We start from the raw sequence: 15,719 nt of genomic DNA on the forward strand, positions 1-15,719 counted from the left end.
GCAATGCATTTAACAGAAATAAATACGACTCACGCAGCAAAATCTTTGGCCCTGTTTTGCAAGGTTGTCGATAACTTTGGTGATATAGGCATTTGCTGGCGCATGGCCAGGCAACTGCAGCAAGAACATCGCATCGCCGTCACGTTATGGGTAGATGATTTACGCAGCTTCCAGCGCATCTGCCCACCAGTGAATATTGATGCCGAAGTGCAGGAAATTGCGGGCGTTACCGTCAGATACTGGCGCGATCAGCAAGGCACATTTACAGTTGCTGACATTGCCGATATCGTCATAGAGTTTTTTGCCTGCGACATACCGCCAGGCTATATCCAGGCCATGGCACAGTGTGAGCCACGCCCGGTCTGGCTCAATCTGGAAGGCTTGACGGCAGAGGAATGGGTAGAAGGCTGCCATACCCTGCCCTCGCCCCATCCTTCCTTGTCATTGACCAAGCATTTCTTTTTTCCCGGCTTCAATAACAAAACTGGTGGCTTGTTGCGCGAAGCCAGCCTGGACCACGAAAGAGCTGCATTTCAAGCTGATACTCAGGCCGTCGCTGCCTTCTTGCAGCAATTGGGGCTGACTGAAACTGAGATCAAGAGCACAAAAGTATCGCTGTTTTGCTACCCACATGCACCTGTGGCTGATTTACTCAAGATATGGCAAAAGGCTGACCAGGCCATGACTTGCCTGGTGCCTGAAGGCGTCGCCAGTGAAGCAATAGCAGCATTTTTGGGGCAGGCATCCAAAGCAGGTGTCAGTGGCAGTCAAGGTGCATTGACTGTGCGTGTACTGCCATTCATCCCCCAGGCAGATTACGATAAATTGCTGTGGGCCTGCGATATCAACTTTGTCCGTGGTGAAGACTCATTCGTGCGGGCGCAGTGGGCCAATAGACCCTTCATCTGGCATATCTATCCTCAGGATGAAAACCTGCATCATGTGAAATTGAAGGCATTTTTAAAAACCACTACATCTGTCTCGGCAAGCCTGGTTACCTTGTCACATGCCTGGAATGGCGTCAGCCACCCGCCACTGGACTGGGCGGAAATATGGCAGGCCTTTCAAGCCGACCTCCCTGAAATTGCACAGCTTTCTGGCAATTGGCAGGAAAAAATGCGCGAAAATGGGGATATGACGGGCAATTTATTGAAGTTCGTCAATGCAGTTAGGGTGGCAAGCCAAAAAGATGCAGTATAATGTTGGGTTAATTTTTAACCTGTTTTAAATCTCAATCAAACGTGGGCTTGCGGTGATTTTTTGCCAGTAGGCAACAGATGATTTTTATGCAACCTACTTTTTACGTATACTCGCTATGAAATTTGCAAAAGAAATTCGTGTTGGCAACATCATTATGGTCGATAGCAAACCAATGATCGTATTGCGCTCTGATGTCAACGGCTCCAGCCGTACAGGTTTCACTTACAAGTGGAAAATGAAAAACCTGTTGACCAACAGCCCACAAGAAAACGTCTTCCGTGGCGACGACAAGTTTGACGTAGTTGTATTGGACAAAAAACCAGTTACTTATTCTTACTTTGCTGACCCACTGTTCGTATTCATGGATCAAGAATACAACCAGTATGAAATCGAAGCAGAAAACATGGGCGAATCCATCAACTACCTGAAAGATGGTATGGAATGTGAAGCCGTTTTCTACGACGGTAAAGCGATCTCTGTTGAATTGCCTACAACGATCGTTCGTCAGGTTATTTACTCTGAGCCAGCAGTTAAAGGCAACACTTCAGGCAACGTCCTGAAAGAAGCCAAGATCGAAAACGCGATCGAAGAATACTGCCATATCGTTCAAGTTCCACTGTTCGTGAGCCAGGACGACATGATCGAAATCGATACACGCACTAATGAATACAAAAAAGTCGTACGTAACTAAGCAATAAGACGTAAAGACTTTGCGAAAAACGCCGCTGATACAGCGGCGTTTTTTTTCGTCCAGCAATTTGCATGACGGCAGCGTTCCACTCCCCCAACATAGACTGACAGAGACAAGATGGTCTTTTTATCAACCATCATACGCCTGAAAAGCAAGGTCACAATTTAGTCATTTGACAATACTTGGTAACATCACTAATATTCAAATTCTTTTTACTATCACTCGCTTAAACTATTGTCGAATATGGTATAAATAGCAAAGAATAAATTCCCATCCACCAGCGCCTGGAAGACGCTCACTAAAAATATCACCGTGAAAAAAATAAACACCTTGTTTGGAATTTTCTTTGCCTCCGGTTTTGCGGCACTGGCTTACCAGATTTATTTTGCAAAGAAGCTTGCCCTGGTATTTGGTAGCCAGTCCAGCGCCACTTACACTGTGCTGGCGATTTACATGGCGGGTATGGCGATCGGGGCTGCGATAGGTGCAGGCGTGGCAAAACGCACACGCTTCCCGGTGCGCATGTATGCCATGGCAGAGCTGGCGATTGCCCTGTACTGCCTGTGTACGCCTTATATATTTTCATTCGCGCACGATATCTATTTAATGATTGCAGTCGGCTACAGGCCCGATTCTGGCTCTCTCGTCATTTATCAGGTCTTGCTGGGCGCACTGGTGCTGCTCTTCCCCACCATCCTCATGGGCCTGACCTTTCCCCTGTTGGTGCGTGCCGTTGCGGATAGCAAATCCTGCATGGCTTCTATTTCATGGTTTTATTCCGCCAATACTTTTGGTGCGGCGTCTGGTGCCTTATTGTCGGGCTATCTGATCATTCCTGCTCTGGGTATGAATGGCACGCTGTGGCTGTCCTCAGCCATTGATATCATGGTGGCGCTGCTGGCATTCTTGCTGGTCAGCGAAACAAAAACAGTAGACAACTTGCCAGCACAGGAGCAAGGCAAAACTGATCTGCTGGCGCAAGGCTCTTATCGCTTTGGCTTGTTCGTCCTGCTCATCGTCGGCGCACTGACGATGATGATGGAAGTCTCGACCATACACTTGCTGGCCGTGGTCATAGGCAATAGCACTTATGCTTTTTCACTGATGCTGACGTGCTTTCTGGCAGGCCTGGCCCTGGGTGGCAAATATGCAGGCAAGGCAAGCAAGCGCTCCACCAATGAGCAATTAAATGACGCCTTGTTTTTGCTGACCTGCACGATCTTATGCTCCACTTTTTTGTGGCATCTTTCTTCTTTGTATTTCTATGGTCTGGCAAAAAGCACGGTCCCCTACTCTTTCTGGTTCAGGGAATTTTTGCGCGCTATTCCAGCCATCATTATTGCCCTGCCACCAGCATTTGCAATTGGTGCTCTCTATCCTGTCAGCATGACGATCGCTTCCAAAGGCCAGCATGACGGTATAGGTTTTCCTTCTGCCATCAATACTCTGGGAAATATCGCTGGTGTGTTACTGGCTGGATTCTTGCTCCTGCCAGCTATCGGCGGCTTCTACACCAGTTTATTGTGCGGTGTAGTGGCGTTCACCTTGCTATTGATAGCGACCTGGAAATCGCGCGACAAATCTGTGCCCGCCCTGCAACAATATGGCAGTGCTATTGCCGCTACGATCTTGCTCATTGCCTGCCCCAAACAACTGGACCTGAATGCAATCGCCACTGGCATCAACACTTATTTCAAGCCGACTTACTATGCGGGCTGGAAAATGATAGACCATGCGGAGAGTGCAGATGGTGGCCTGACTGCGGTCATGGCGCAAACCGAACAAGGCAAGGAATTTAAAACCCTGACCACGAATGGCAAGTTCCAGGGCAATAATGTCATGGAAGCCGGTAGCGAAATGCTGGCACAGGCAGGCTTTGGACTGATACCCATGCTGCATTTGAATAACTACGACAATGCCCTGGTCATAGGATATGGCACTGGCGTCACGGCCATGGCAATCCATGAATCGGGTTTCAAATCGATGGAAGTAGTTGATCTGAGTCGCGACCTGGTGAATATCGCCAACCGTCATTTTGCTGACGTCAATCAGAATCTCGCTACAAAACCTGGCGTATCATTCCTGTATACCGATGGCAGGAATCATTTGTCGCTGACCGACAAAAAATACGATCTGATTGCGATACAACTGTCCTCTATCTGGTTCGCAGGTGCAGCCTCTCTGTACAACCAGGAATTTTATGCACTGGCCAAGTCCAGACTGGCCGAAAAAGGTGTGTTGAAACAATGGTTTCAAACGGCGCACATGTCGAAACAAAACCTGAGAGTCATGATTGCCAGCCTGTCGCAGTCCTTTCGCTACGTCTGGATTTATAACGTAGGCAAGCAAGGCGCAATGATAGCCAGCAATAGCCCGGATGCATTTCCCGATGCCGCAAAGGAAAAACACTTGTTAGCGATGGCCGATAATCAAACTATGAAGAATTATCTCGCTCTTTACAAGAACGGCATAGCATCCATTTCTGGTGCGCAAGTACTCAATCCTGAACAGGTGAAACAGATGTTGGCATTGAGTGAAACCATATTGTCAAATGACGACAATCTTTTACTCGAATACAGCACGCCAAAAGGCAATGCCATGAGAGATGAAGAATTCAAGGACAATATCGATTATCTGAAAAGCTTTGCGCGCAGCCCCTATGTGAATTTGAAGCAGGCAGCAACTGAACCGGCATCGACCAGCAGATAAAGTGGCATGTAAAGCGGAATGTAACACAGCATATAAAACAAAACACCCCGGCAAGTTAATTCTGCCGGGGTGTTTTATTATCCGAAGAGACGATTAAAAAGCAGGAACCACTGCGCCCTTGTATTTGTCTTCAATGAATTTTTTGACTTCAGGTGAATTCAAGGCTGCCACCAGTTTTTTGAAAGCCGGGCTATTTTTATTATCTTCACGCGCCACCAGCAAATTTGCATAAGGTGAATTCGCATCTTCGATAAACAGCGAGTCTTTGACCGGATTGAGTTTTGCTTCTATCGCATAATTGGTATTGATTAAAGCCAGATCAACCTGGTTCAATACACGCGGCAAAGTTGCTGCTTCGAGTTCCTTGAATTTCAGTTTCTTAGGATTCTCAATGATATCTTTTTGAGTGGCAGAGATATTTTTTGGGTCCTTCAGTTTCAACAAACCCTGTTTTGCCAGCAACAGCAAGGCACGGCCAGAATTTGATGGGTCATTTGGGATAGCGACAGTTGCACCATCTGGCAAGTCAGCCAGCTTTTTGTACTTGCTTGAATAGGCAGCGAAAGGTTCTACGTGCACCTTGGCGATAGGCACTTCGATATCATTCTTGTGGCTTTTCTTGAATTCGTTCAGGTAAGGTTGATGCAAGAAGAAATTACCATCCAGATATTTTTCATTGACCTGCACTGCTGGCTGTATGTAGTCAGTAAAAACTTTTACTTTCAAATCCACGCCTTCTTTGGCGAGTTGCGGCTTGATAAATTCCAATATCTCTGCATGTGGCACGGGGCTGGCTGCGATGTTCAAGGTTTCTACCGCGAAGGCAGTTGGTGAAAACACGGCAGCAGCTGTCAGGCTACTTGCCAGTATCAGGGTAAAACGGCGTTTCAGGTTCAAAGACATAGTGGCTCCAATTTAAAAAAATAAAAACTTGCTTAGTTACTTGCTTAATTACTTGCTTAATCACTTACGTGTGAATTTCAACACCAGCTTGTCACCGACAAATTGCAGCAACTGCACCAGCACGATCAAAATAAATACCGTCACTACCATGACCTCAGTCTGAAAACGCTGATAACCATAACGCAGCGCCAGGTCACCCAGACCACCACCACCGATCACGCCCGACATGGCTGCATACGACACCAGGGCTATCGTCGTTACTGTTGCTGCAGCCAGCAAACCCGGCAATGCTTCTGGCAACAATGCATGCCAGATAATCTGCCAGGTCCTGGCACCCATGGCCTGGCAGGCTTCAATAATTCCCTTATCTACTTCCCGCAACACGTTTTCTACCAGGCGTGCAAAAAATGGCGTTGTTCCGATTACCAGCGGCGGTATGGTTCCTGGCACCCCCAGCGATGTTCCCATCAATAACAGCGTGAAAGGGATCAATACGATCAGCAAAATAATGAAAGGGATAGAGCGCAAAATATTCACGACTACCGACAACACTGCGTACAGCAGGCCCTGCTCCAGCAATTGCTTTTTACCTGTCAAAAACAGCAGCACACCCAAAGGCAAACCCAGCACCACGGTGAACAGCAAAGAGGCACCCGTCATCGTCAGGGTATCGAGTGTCGCCAATGCGATATCACTCCAGTCAATTTGAGAAAAGTCCATCAGTGCACCTCTGCTGCTGCGCTGATTCTTGCCACCCTGACACCAGCATTTTTCAATAAATTCTCGACAGTCGCGGACTGTTCCCGCGTGCTGTGTAACTCCACCAGCAATTGCCCGTAAGGCGTATCCTTGATGCGCCCTATCACGCCTTGTAGAATGGCGATATCGACACCAGCCTGCGCCGCGATACGGGTAATGATGGGTTCATGCGTACTGGCACCTACATAGCTCAAACGCAGCAAGTGACGGTCATCGTCCTGGTCGCTGCGCTCCAGCACAGACAGATCCAGTGCCTGGTTTTCTGCGACCAGGCTTTGTGTCACCGCATGTTGAGGATGCAGGAACACATCAACCACATCACCGAGCTCAACAATCTCTCCCGCATCTATGACTGCCACCTTGTCGCAGATAGTGCGTATCACCTGCATTTCATGGGTGATCAAGACGATGGTCAGGCCCAGTTTTTTATTAATATCCAATAACAGGCGCAAGATTGCTTGCGTGGTCTCAGGGTCTAATGCCGAGGTCGCCTCATCGCATAGCAATAGATGCGGATAATTTGCCAGCGCCCTGGCTATGCCCACCCTCTGCTTTTGCCCACCAGACAATTGCGATGGATATTTATGACCCTGGTCCTGCAAACCTACCAGCTCGAGTAATTCGTTTACCCTTGCCTGAATTTCCTGCCTTGTATATTTGCCACTCAGCTTGAGCGGAAAGGCAATATTGTCGATGACCGTTTTTGCATGCAGCAAATTGAAATGCTGGAACACCATGCCCACACGCTGGCGCAAGGCATGCAGTTGTTGCGTGTCAAAACTGGTGATGTCCTGATCATCAATTACCACTTTGCCCGCACTGGGACGCTCCAGTAAATTCAAGGTGCGCAGTAAAGTGCTTTTACCCGCACCGGAACGGCCTATGATGCCGAAAACCTGACCCGTTTCTATGTTGAAATTAATATTATGCAAGGCCCTTACTTCGCGGCCCTGATGGCTATAAATCTTTGCTAACTGCTCTATACGTATCACTGAATATCTGACCGGCTGTTGTTGCTGTTGGACTCAACTTTATCGAAGGCAACAAGTTTTTTCCAATCATATATATGCATTTGTATATACAACTATTCGTATAAGCAAAGTTGAAAAATGAATACGCACTATCAATTGAGCGGGCGTGATTAACATTGACGCATGGCAACAAACTGCGATTTGTGGTTAAATCGCTTGTAATTTTGGTCCAGGCTCGCTATGTTGAAATGATCCTGGTTCTAGTCTTAGGAGTTAATATTATGGTCACGTCCGTTACATCTTCGAGCGCAGCGCAAGTTGCACAACAACAGCAACTCTTGCAGCAAGCTGCTGCAGGTCAGCAGAAACAAAGTGCGGAAACCATAGGCGCAGCAGCAGACCGCGACTCCAGTACGGCTGATGCCATTGCAGATCAAAAAAGAATTACCGCTGCACAAGCGGAGCAACAGGCGCAACTGGCCAGCAAGCAGAATGTAAAGCAGCCAGAACCACCGCCGCCAGAGCAACCCAAACCAGTCGTCAATACCAGCGGGCAAGTGACTGGCACAACCATCAATACCACTGCCTGAACACCGTACACATGCAAAAAAGCCACTCCGGTTTAATCCAGAGTGGCTTTTTTACTTACTATGATCAGCAATTAATCAGCAATCAGGCTTTGTTCACAAATAAATTAAAACTGGACCTGGCGTAAGCCTGTTCAGGAAAAACCCTGAGCAACTGATTGTCTGACAAACCCATATGACGCTCACAGACCTGCGTCAATACCGAACGAAAATCGGTGGTCACCGGCACATCACGTCCCTCATATAACTGATCATTGCCGAGGCCGCGCCAGTCGCCATATATCTTGCCGCCAGCAACTTTGCCACCAAGCACCCACATGACATTGCCATGCCCATGGTCGGTGCCGCCATTGCCATTCTGTTTGGCAGTACGGCCAAACTCTGACATCACAACGATCGTCGTGTCATCAAACATGGGGCCAAGACGCTTGGCCAGATTCGCCAGGCCCAGACCCAGCGGTGACAAACGATTCGCCAACTGACCTTTGCCAGCGCCCTGGTTGGCATGGGTATCCCAACCACCCAATGCCATGAACACCATCTGGATTTTCGGATCATTCTTGAGCAAGGTGGCAACACGGGTACTGTCGTCAGGAAAACCATTGGGTAAAGGCGCGCCGCCATTGGCAGCCTGCTGCTCTTTTTCCATGGAAGCGCCCATCATTTCCTGATGCGCTTCTTTGGCATCGCTGAAGGCTTTGGCGTATTTATCGTTGTCCTTGTACATCTGTTCAAAAGCTGCACCGACCTTGGGCCTGTCCAGTACATTCGCCTTGGTACCCGCCGCACCGCTGGCGATATTGCTGGCGGCAACCGTGCCCGACAAAATACGGGGCATGACCGCACCGACACTAACAGCCCGCGTTGGTGTCGTCGTACCCGGCAAGTTGCCGAGCAAACGGTTCATCCAGCCATCTGTCGTGCCTTTACGCCCAGGCGTGCCAGACTCCAGATAATCCTGGGCATCGAAATGCGAACGGGTAAAATCCGGTGAGCCACTGGCATGCACAAAAGCCAGTTTCTTTTGCTGCCAAAGATCCTGCAAGTTTGCCAGTGCAGGATGCAGACCAAAATAACCATCGAGATCTATCGCACCATCGGTCTGCCCCGGCCTTGCCAGCGCGATAGTCGGACGCAGACGCGCATAGTTGGCATCACCATACGGAGCCACCACATTCAAGCCATCGACTGCGCCCCGCAACATGATGACGATGAGTTTGTTTTTTGTTGCTGCCTCGGTAGCTGCACCATTTGCCCTCGCAGCCCAGGCAGCCTGCCCCACCGGGACCAGCAAACCCGCTCCTGCGGCCATGGAATATAAGAAATTTCTGCGTTTCATTTTGCTCTCTTTGTCTGTACGATCTGTGCGCTTGCCTGCTTCAATGTTGCATAAAATCCGGGCTGCCCAATATCAGTGATGCACGCAAGGCTTCGGGATTGCCATTCACAATTTCTATACTGCGCCCAGACAAGCCTGGCCCCAGTGTCTGCAACAAGGCAGTGGCGCTGACCGCAGGCATGACCGCGGGCCGGTCTGATTTTTCTTCAGCCTGTTTTGCCAACTGCTTCTTGCCCATTTTGTCGCCATCCTCTATCTCTTTATCGAATGGCAGGCGGCCGGTTGCGAGTGCGGTAGCAAAGTTGATGCGGCGGCTGATGGCATCCGGGTTCATCCAGGCATTCTGGGTGTTTTTATACCCATCAGGTGTCTGGCTGCCGTATAAAGGCATGCCAAGCTGCGCCAGTATGCCCAACACGGGCCTGACATTTTGCACGTTGACATCACTGGCCCGGATGGCGGACACCACATATTGATACGGGGTTTTATATTTCACACCGGCATTTTGGGGATCACGAAATTCGGCACTGGCAAACAGTGTCTGCAATACAGCCCGTATGTCACCACGCGTATCGAGATAACGTTTGGCCAGCCTCTCGACCAGGGCGGGCGCAGGTTTGTCAGCGACAAAATACTGTGCCAGTTTGAAACTCAGATGATGCGCTGTGGATGGATGCATTGCCAGCACATCAAGCGCGAATTCTGCCTCAGCCTGACCACGCACAGGTATGGATTTACCGAGCCACAGCTTGCTGCCTTTATCGTGTCTGCCAGCATCAAAGTAAAAGTTTTGATTACTTCTGACCATGGCACGCGGATCAAAAGTCCAGCCGGTCAGCATGCGCGCCAGCTCGGTCACGTCTTTCTGGGTATAGCCACCATCCACACCCAAGGTATGCAACTCCATGACTTCACGCGCATAGTTTTCATTCAAGCCACTGGACTTGGCCTTTTGTCCACCGCCCTTACCCTGCTTGCCATGCGCATGAAAGTCTGCTGACGTGGACAGCCAGTTATCCAGATAAAACAGCATGGCAGGATGCTTGGCCGTTGCACCCAGCAAATCACGGAAGTTGCCAAAGACATAGGGTCGTATCGCATCGCGCTCATAGCTGGCGACAAGTGCACGGTCCAGGCCTTTGCCATTAAACACATTGAAATGATTGAACCAAAAATCGACCATCACCTCTTCCAGTTGATGCGAGCTTTCTATGGCACGGTATAGCCTGGATTCTGCGGTTTGTTCCATAATGCGGCCGACCAGTTCACGGCGTTTCTTTTGCGCAGCATCTGACTCATCGCTGGTGTCTTTCAAGGCTTTTTGATAATCAAACAAGACCGAACCCGCGCTCTGACTCATGACATCGAGTGATTTCAATTTCTTTTGCAAACCATCTGGCAGGGGCAGGAATTGCGGATTCAGTTGCTGCTCAATATAGGCATCCACACCCATTTTTTTGACCCGCTCTATATCACCAGGCCGCGGCCCATAAGCAAGACGGTTCAGTACGTGCAGGGCTTCTGCCTCAGTCGAAGAACCTGCAGCATGCACAGGAAGAGCACAGATATTTACGGTGATCAACAACACCAGCAAGCCAGGAATTTTTGTCAGGTTTTTCATCTATTTCTTATACCCGTTATTGAAACTGTTGAAGTATTTATGCAGAAGAACAATGACTTGCTTATTCATTCGTACAATGTAATCAATATAGTTTCATGCGAATAGCTTTCACAAGTAACGGCATGTAAATCAAAATAAGCAAAACTACGGATTGTTACAGGAAAAATCCTTGTAGCCCCTCGCAGAACCTGCGCGGCACCCTGATTCATTTCGCTCTTGCAGAATGTGCTTCGATTTGTAAATTTCAAAATTCGAAATTTCTAAATTTGCAAGCTGGTTTTATCAACATGTCAGAACGCATTCCATCTCACTTCATCTCATTTCAAATATACAAATACATTCGCGGCCCTGATGAAAAACGCAGGCAATGGTAAGCTTGCAAGATTGAAACTTGAAAGTTGCTTATGCTTCTCACCACAAAAAAGCTCTTGCTCCCCGCCCTGCTTGCAGCCTCGCTGGGTATTTTCCAGCCTGTACACAGTCTTGCTGCGAATCTCAAGATAGGCCTTGCCGCTGACGTCAATTCCATCGACCCGCACTATTTCAATAGCGGGCCGAACAATGCCATGGCCTCGCATTTGTTCGAGGCACTGGTCAGTGTTGATTCAGATGGCCGCGTGGCACCTGGCCTGGCGCTGTCATGGAAGGCGATTAACCCGACCACCTGGGAATTCAAATTGCGGCCTGGCGTGAAGTTCCATGATGGTAGCGAGATGACGGCTGAAGATGTGGTGTTTTCTTTGGACAGGCCTGCACAGATAAAAAACAGCCCCGGCCCCTACACCAGCTTTACCAAACAAATTACTGGCAAACAGATAGTTGATGCCCATACCCTGCGCCTGAAAACGGCGACCGCATACGGCCCATTGCCGCTGGACATGAGTTCTGTATTTATCGTTTCAAAAAAAGCAGCATTGCAGGCAAGCACCGATGACTTCAACAGCGGCAAGGCGGCAATCGGTACTGGCCCCTATAAATTTGCCAGCTTCAAACGCGGTGATGCAGTTGAGCTGACAAAAAACGATGCTTACTGGGGTGAAAAATCAGCCTGGGACAAGGTCACCTTCCGCATCATCACTGCCGGTGCGCCTCGTATGGCTGCGCTCTTGTCTGGTGATGTCGATGCGATAGAGAGTATCCCTCCGGCAGATTTGAGCAAGCTCAAAAGCAATGCCAAATTCAAGCTGGAACAAAAAATTTCCTGGCGCACCTTGTTCTGGCAACTGGATCACCAGGCCCGGGTTTCACCCTACATCACCGACAAGGCGGGCAAACCGCTGGCGACCAATCCACTGAAAGACATACGCGTGCGCAAGGCGATTGCCAAGGCTATCAACCGCACAGCATTGACAGAGCGCATACTGGAAGGTCTGGCAGTGCCAGCATCTAACCTCGTCGCACCTGGCGTGTTTGGCTATAACGATAGTCTGAAGCTTGAAGCCTACGACCCGGAAGGCGCTAAAAAATTGCTGGCTGAAGCTGGCTATCCAAATGGTTTTGCGATGACCCTGCACGGCCCGAATAACCGCTACATCAATGATGAACAGATAGTGCAGACTGTTGCACAATTTCTCAGCAAGATAGGTATACAGGCCAAGGTGGAGACGCAACCGCTGGCAGTGTATTTCCCCAAAGCGTCCAAGGGTGACTACAGCATGGCCTTGCTGGGCTGGGGTTCATTGGCGGGTGACTTCGCGTTGCGTACCACTCTGGGCACCGTCAACGCCGACAATGGCTGGGGCAGCTGGAACTGGGGCAAATACAGTAACCGTGCATTGGATGAGGCAATACAATCTTCGCTAGCATCTGTCGAAGCAGACAAGCGCGAAGCATTTGCCAAAACAGCCATGGCGGCCGCCTTGCAGGATTATGCAGCCATGCCGCTGCATCACCAATACGCCAGTTGGGCCATGCGCAAGGGATTGCATTACAAGGCCAGGACGGATGAATTTACCTTTGCTCACCAGTTCAAACCAGACTGAGTTGCATTGAACAGCCCATAAAAAAAATCCCGCGATATCAAGTCGCGGGATTTTTTTTATACCAAGATTGCCATCAAGATTTATTAAGCACCCCCTGGCAAACTGCTTTTTGCGGGTCATTCGCGGGTAGCTTGCCGCAGATGCCATCGAGCTGACTACGGGCTTTCTGGTAAGCGACCTGGTGCTTGCCTTCCTTATTCCAGTCTATGAGTTTTTTACCCATTTTTTCCAGATAGGCGCGGTTGCGTTCATAGAAGGCATTATCGACTTTTGCGGCTTCGCCAAAGACACTTTGCACGGCTTTTTCTATACGTGCATCATCATTTGGTGCCAGTTCTACCAGGCTGCTTACATAGTTGGAACCCCATTGCAAACGGGTAGCCGGCCCCTTGGCGGCGTTATAGGCTTGCTCATACCAGTTTGCGGCAGCGACTTTGTCACCACGCTTCTTGGCATTGGAACCCAGGGTGGACATGAAGTAGTAAGGAGAATGTGAACGTTTGAGTTCAGCCTTGAGCAAGCTGTCAGAATCATCAAGCAAACCCGCATCACCCAGTGCATGGGCAGCGGCATTGACGACAGACTGGCGTTCATAGGCATCGGTAGTCGCCTGCTCTATCGCCGCTACACGCTTTTGCACATCCTTTTGCAAAGCCGCTTCTGGCTTGGCATTATCCAGACTGGCCAGAGCAACCTGGGCACCGACTGCGCCCAACCTGTCGGTTTTGGAAATCGTGGCATCATCAGCCAGCTTGACCACTGCCGCATTCCAGGCACGCACCAGCTTGTTGCGTGGCTCTGATTTGGCGACAGTCAGGAACTCGGTGATCTCCCCAGCAGCATTGCTCAACAAATCCATATTGTCGCGTGCTGTTTTGGGATCATTGATGGCTTTCAGGACTTTATCTGTTGCCTGGGCCTTGTCTATGTTTGGTAATGCCTGGCCAGGCTTGGCTGTCGCTGCTGCATAAATGCCGCGCAAGTACAAACGCGTGGCATGCAAACCAGCCGGGCTCAGTTCAGACAGTTTGAGCAAAGTCGCCACCAGCTCCTTGCCGGGTACCAGTTTTTGCTCAGGATCATCCCATGAATAATCGGCCAGCAGGCTCCAATCCTCATCCTTGAGATTTTTATTGCCAGCCAGTGCCAGTTTCATGGTGTCCTGCACAGACAGCGTGGTATTCAGTGCCTGGGTCAGCACTTGCAAATAACGTTCAGAATCAACTTCACCTGGCAAACGGGTGATCTCTGTGCCGTCAGGTTTGAACAGTATCATGGTCGGATAACCACGCACCTTGAATTGCGATGCAAATTTTTGCGCACCCGGGGTATCGCCATCCAGATATACCGGAATGAAATGACGTGATTTATCGATGAATTCCTGGCGATTGAAAATTGTCGCCTTTACCTGATTACAAGGCGGGCACCAGATTGCTCCCCAATACAAGAACAAGGGCTTGTTGCTGGCCTTGGCCTGGGCAAAAGCCGCATCCACATTATTGTCCTTGCGCCAGTCTATACCACCTGCATGTGCAGAGGCGCTGGCCGCCTTGCTATCCGCCGCCTGGGCGGGCAATGCCGTCATGGCAGTCAGTGAAATTGAGGCGCTTGCAGCCAACAGAGCTGCCATCAGGGGAGTAGTCATTTTCATCGGTTTTGACCTGGATAAATATATCAAGAGACTCAGTGTAGCAAATTTAATGTCTTTGCAGTACAGCGGACGCAAGCTCTTATCAGACTAATTTTGAGTATCCATATTTGTTTTTCTCCGGCAAGAAATACCAGGCCCGCGTATGCCATGCCACTTATGCCTTGTGCGTCTAAGCAAGTAAAAATATCATCGTTCACAAGTCTGGCATTTTTGCGCAAGATGAACGGTCTGCAAATCGAGAGCAAAAAATGAGCAAAATCGCACATATAAAACAATTAATCAAAACCCGCCAACGTCAGCGCCGCACTTCTTTCGCCGCCGCATTGCTGATTGCCAGTGTCAGCCTGCTTGCCTTTCACAGCACGGCACAAGCTGCCACCGGCATACTGAATGCATCCTATGACGTGACCAGGGAATTATTCAAGGACATCAATCCCGCCTTTGTCGCAGACTGGAAAAAGAAAACCGGCGAAAGCATCAGTGTTAACCAATCCCACGGTGGTTCCAGCAAACAGGCGCGCTCGGTCATTGATGGGCTGGAAGCCTCGGTCGTGACCATGAACCAGGCCAATGATATCGACATACTCGCAGACAAGGGCCTGCTGCCACAAGACTGGGCCAAACAATTCCCAAATAATGCAGCGCCGTTTTATTCAACCATGGTTTTCCTGACGCGCAAGGGCAACCCCAAGCACATCGCCAACTGGGATGACCTTGGCAAACCCGGCTTAAAAGTCATCATCCCCAATCCAAAAACCTCTGGAAATGGCCGTTACAGCTACCTGGCAGCCTGGGGCTCCGTCATCAAAACTGGCGGCACTGAAGCTCAGGCACGCCAACTGGTAGAAAACCTGTTCAAGAATGTACCGGTACTTGATGGCGGTGGACGCGGTGCCACTACCACCTTCACCCAGCGTGAAATTGGTGATGTACTGGTAACCTTTGAGAATGAAGTGCAACTCGTACGTCAGGAATTTGGTGACAACTTTGAAGTCGTCTATCCAAAAATCTCTATCCTGGCAGAGTCTCCAGTTGCGGTGGTAGATAAGGTAGCCGACAAACTGGGTACCCGCAAAATCGCCACAGCCTATTTGCAGTTCCTCTATACCGAAGCTGGCCAGGACCTGATCGCCAAACACTACCTGCGCCCACGCTCAGAAATCGCGGCAAAGAAATATGCAGCCTCTTTCAAACCCGTGAATTTGTTTACTGTCGATGATGTATTCGGCGGCTGGAAGCAAGCGCAGAAAAAACATTTTGATGATGGCGGTGAGTTTGACAAGATTTACATCAAGAAGTAAGTCAA

At 49.5% G+C, this 15,719-nt stretch carries 12 protein-coding genes; 6 read left to right on the forward strand and 6 right to left on the reverse strand.

What is annotated here, in order from left to right; all coding sequences use genetic code 11:
* The first annotated feature begins 3 nt into the window (after positions 1 to 3).
* From earP to UNDYM_RS15665, 3 genes are all read left to right on the forward strand, one after another.
* Positions 4 to 1,200 carry an elongation factor P maturation arginine rhamnosyltransferase EarP gene (gene earP / locus UNDYM_RS15655; protein WP_162041856.1) on the forward strand — a complete coding sequence of 399 codons (1,197 nt, stop codon included), beginning with the start codon at positions 4 to 6 and terminating at the stop codon, positions 1,198 to 1,200.
* Positions 1,201 to 1,315: 115 nt separating this feature from the next.
* On the forward strand, positions 1,316 to 1,891 hold the full coding sequence (locus tag UNDYM_RS15660; RefSeq protein ID WP_110254008.1) for an elongation factor P: 576 nt from the start codon (positions 1,316 to 1,318) through the stop codon (positions 1,889 to 1,891).
* Positions 1,892 to 2,203: 312 nt separating this feature from the next.
* A complete protein-coding gene (locus UNDYM_RS15665; RefSeq protein ID WP_162041857.1) occupies positions 2,204 to 4,600 on the forward strand; it encodes a fused MFS/spermidine synthase in 2,397 nt (798 codons plus the stop codon).
* Positions 4,601 to 4,693: 93 nt separating this feature from the next.
* Here the strand turns inward: UNDYM_RS15665 and UNDYM_RS15670 are convergent, their stop codons facing one another.
* From UNDYM_RS15670 to UNDYM_RS15680, 3 genes are read right to left on the reverse strand one after another with little or no spacing between them, the layout of a single operon-like run.
* Positions 4,694 to 5,503, reverse strand: a complete 810-nt coding sequence (locus tag UNDYM_RS15670) for a MetQ/NlpA family ABC transporter substrate-binding protein (RefSeq protein WP_162041858.1) — start codon at positions 5,501 to 5,503, stop codon at positions 4,694 to 4,696.
* A gap of 60 nt (positions 5,504 to 5,563) precedes the next feature.
* On the reverse strand, positions 5,564 to 6,223 hold the full coding sequence (locus UNDYM_RS15675) for a methionine ABC transporter permease (protein ID WP_162041859.1): 660 nt from the start codon (positions 6,221 to 6,223) through the stop codon (positions 5,564 to 5,566).
* Entirely contained in the window at positions 6,223 to 7,254 is a 1,032-nt protein-coding gene (locus tag UNDYM_RS15680; RefSeq protein WP_162041860.1) for a methionine ABC transporter ATP-binding protein, read from the reverse strand. Before UNDYM_RS15680 ends, UNDYM_RS15675 begins: the two co-directional genes overlap by 1 nt.
* Before the next feature lie 260 nt (positions 7,255 to 7,514).
* On the opposite strand from UNDYM_RS15680, the gene UNDYM_RS15685 reads away from it, so the two are divergent.
* Positions 7,515 to 7,823 carry a hypothetical protein gene (locus UNDYM_RS15685; protein WP_162041861.1) on the forward strand — a complete coding sequence of 103 codons (309 nt, stop codon included), beginning with the start codon at positions 7,515 to 7,517 and terminating at the stop codon, positions 7,821 to 7,823.
* 82 nt (positions 7,824 to 7,905) lie between these two features.
* Here the strand turns inward: UNDYM_RS15685 and UNDYM_RS15690 are convergent, their stop codons facing one another.
* Positions 7,906 to 9,159, reverse strand: a complete 1,254-nt coding sequence (locus UNDYM_RS15690; RefSeq protein ID WP_162041862.1) for a DUF1501 domain-containing protein — start codon at positions 9,157 to 9,159, stop codon at positions 7,906 to 7,908.
* Positions 9,160 to 9,199: 40 nt separating this feature from the next.
* On the reverse strand, positions 9,200 to 10,780 hold the full coding sequence (locus UNDYM_RS15695; protein ID WP_162041863.1) for a DUF1800 domain-containing protein: 1,581 nt from the start codon (positions 10,778 to 10,780) through the stop codon (positions 9,200 to 9,202).
* A gap of 404 nt (positions 10,781 to 11,184) precedes the next feature.
* On the opposite strand from UNDYM_RS15695, the gene UNDYM_RS15700 reads away from it, so the two are divergent.
* On the forward strand, positions 11,185 to 12,762 hold the full coding sequence (locus tag UNDYM_RS15700) for an ABC transporter substrate-binding protein (RefSeq protein WP_162041864.1): 1,578 nt from the start codon (positions 11,185 to 11,187) through the stop codon (positions 12,760 to 12,762).
* 73 nt (positions 12,763 to 12,835) lie between these two features.
* Here UNDYM_RS15700 and UNDYM_RS15705 read toward each other — a convergent pair whose 3' ends face one another.
* The gene (locus UNDYM_RS15705) at positions 12,836 to 14,413 is read right to left on the reverse strand and encodes a thioredoxin fold domain-containing protein (RefSeq protein ID WP_232063504.1); all 1,578 of its coding nucleotides are present in this window, start codon (positions 14,411 to 14,413) and stop codon (positions 12,836 to 12,838) included.
* Between the two features lie 248 nt (positions 14,414 to 14,661).
* Between UNDYM_RS15705 and UNDYM_RS15710 the strand changes: the two genes are divergently transcribed.
* Positions 14,662 to 15,714: a sulfate ABC transporter substrate-binding protein gene (locus UNDYM_RS15710; RefSeq protein ID WP_162041865.1), complete on the forward strand. Its 1,053-nt coding sequence runs from the start codon at positions 14,662 to 14,664 to the stop codon at positions 15,712 to 15,714.
* Positions 15,715 to 15,719 lie beyond the last annotated feature (5 nt).

The sequence above is a fragment of the Undibacterium sp. YM2 genome (assembly GCF_009937975.1).
Taxonomy (GTDB): domain Bacteria; phylum Pseudomonadota; class Gammaproteobacteria; order Burkholderiales; family Burkholderiaceae_D; genus Undibacterium.

Excerpts from the sequence above, each read along its gene's own strand:
- UNDYM_RS15700 (WP_162041864.1), top strand. The coding sequence starts at position 11,185 with ATGCTTCTCACCACAAAAAAGCTCTTGCTCCCCGCCCTGCTTGCAGCC.
- earP (WP_162041856.1), top strand. The coding sequence starts at position 4 with ATGCATTTAACAGAAATAAATACGACTCACGCAGCAAAATCTTTGGCC.
- UNDYM_RS15685 (WP_162041861.1), top strand. The coding sequence starts at position 7,515 with ATGGTCACGTCCGTTACATCTTCGAGCGCAGCGCAAGTTGCACAACAA.
- UNDYM_RS15710 (WP_162041865.1), top strand. The coding sequence starts at position 14,662 with ATGAGCAAAATCGCACATATAAAACAATTAATCAAAACCCGCCAACGT.
- UNDYM_RS15660 (WP_110254008.1), top strand. The coding sequence starts at position 1,316 with ATGAAATTTGCAAAAGAAATTCGTGTTGGCAACATCATTATGGTCGAT.
- UNDYM_RS15670 (WP_162041858.1), bottom strand. The coding sequence starts at position 5,503 with ATGTCTTTGAACCTGAAACGCCGTTTTACCCTGATACTGGCAAGTAGC.
- UNDYM_RS15675 (WP_162041859.1), bottom strand. The coding sequence starts at position 6,223 with ATGGACTTTTCTCAAATTGACTGGAGTGATATCGCATTGGCGACACTC.
- UNDYM_RS15705 (WP_232063504.1), bottom strand. The coding sequence starts at position 14,413 with ATGAAAATGACTACTCCCCTGATGGCAGCTCTGTTGGCTGCAAGCGCC.
- UNDYM_RS15690 (WP_162041862.1), bottom strand. The coding sequence starts at position 9,159 with ATGAAACGCAGAAATTTCTTATATTCCATGGCCGCAGGAGCGGGTTTG.
- UNDYM_RS15695 (WP_162041863.1), bottom strand. The coding sequence starts at position 10,780 with ATGAAAAACCTGACAAAAATTCCTGGCTTGCTGGTGTTGTTGATCACC.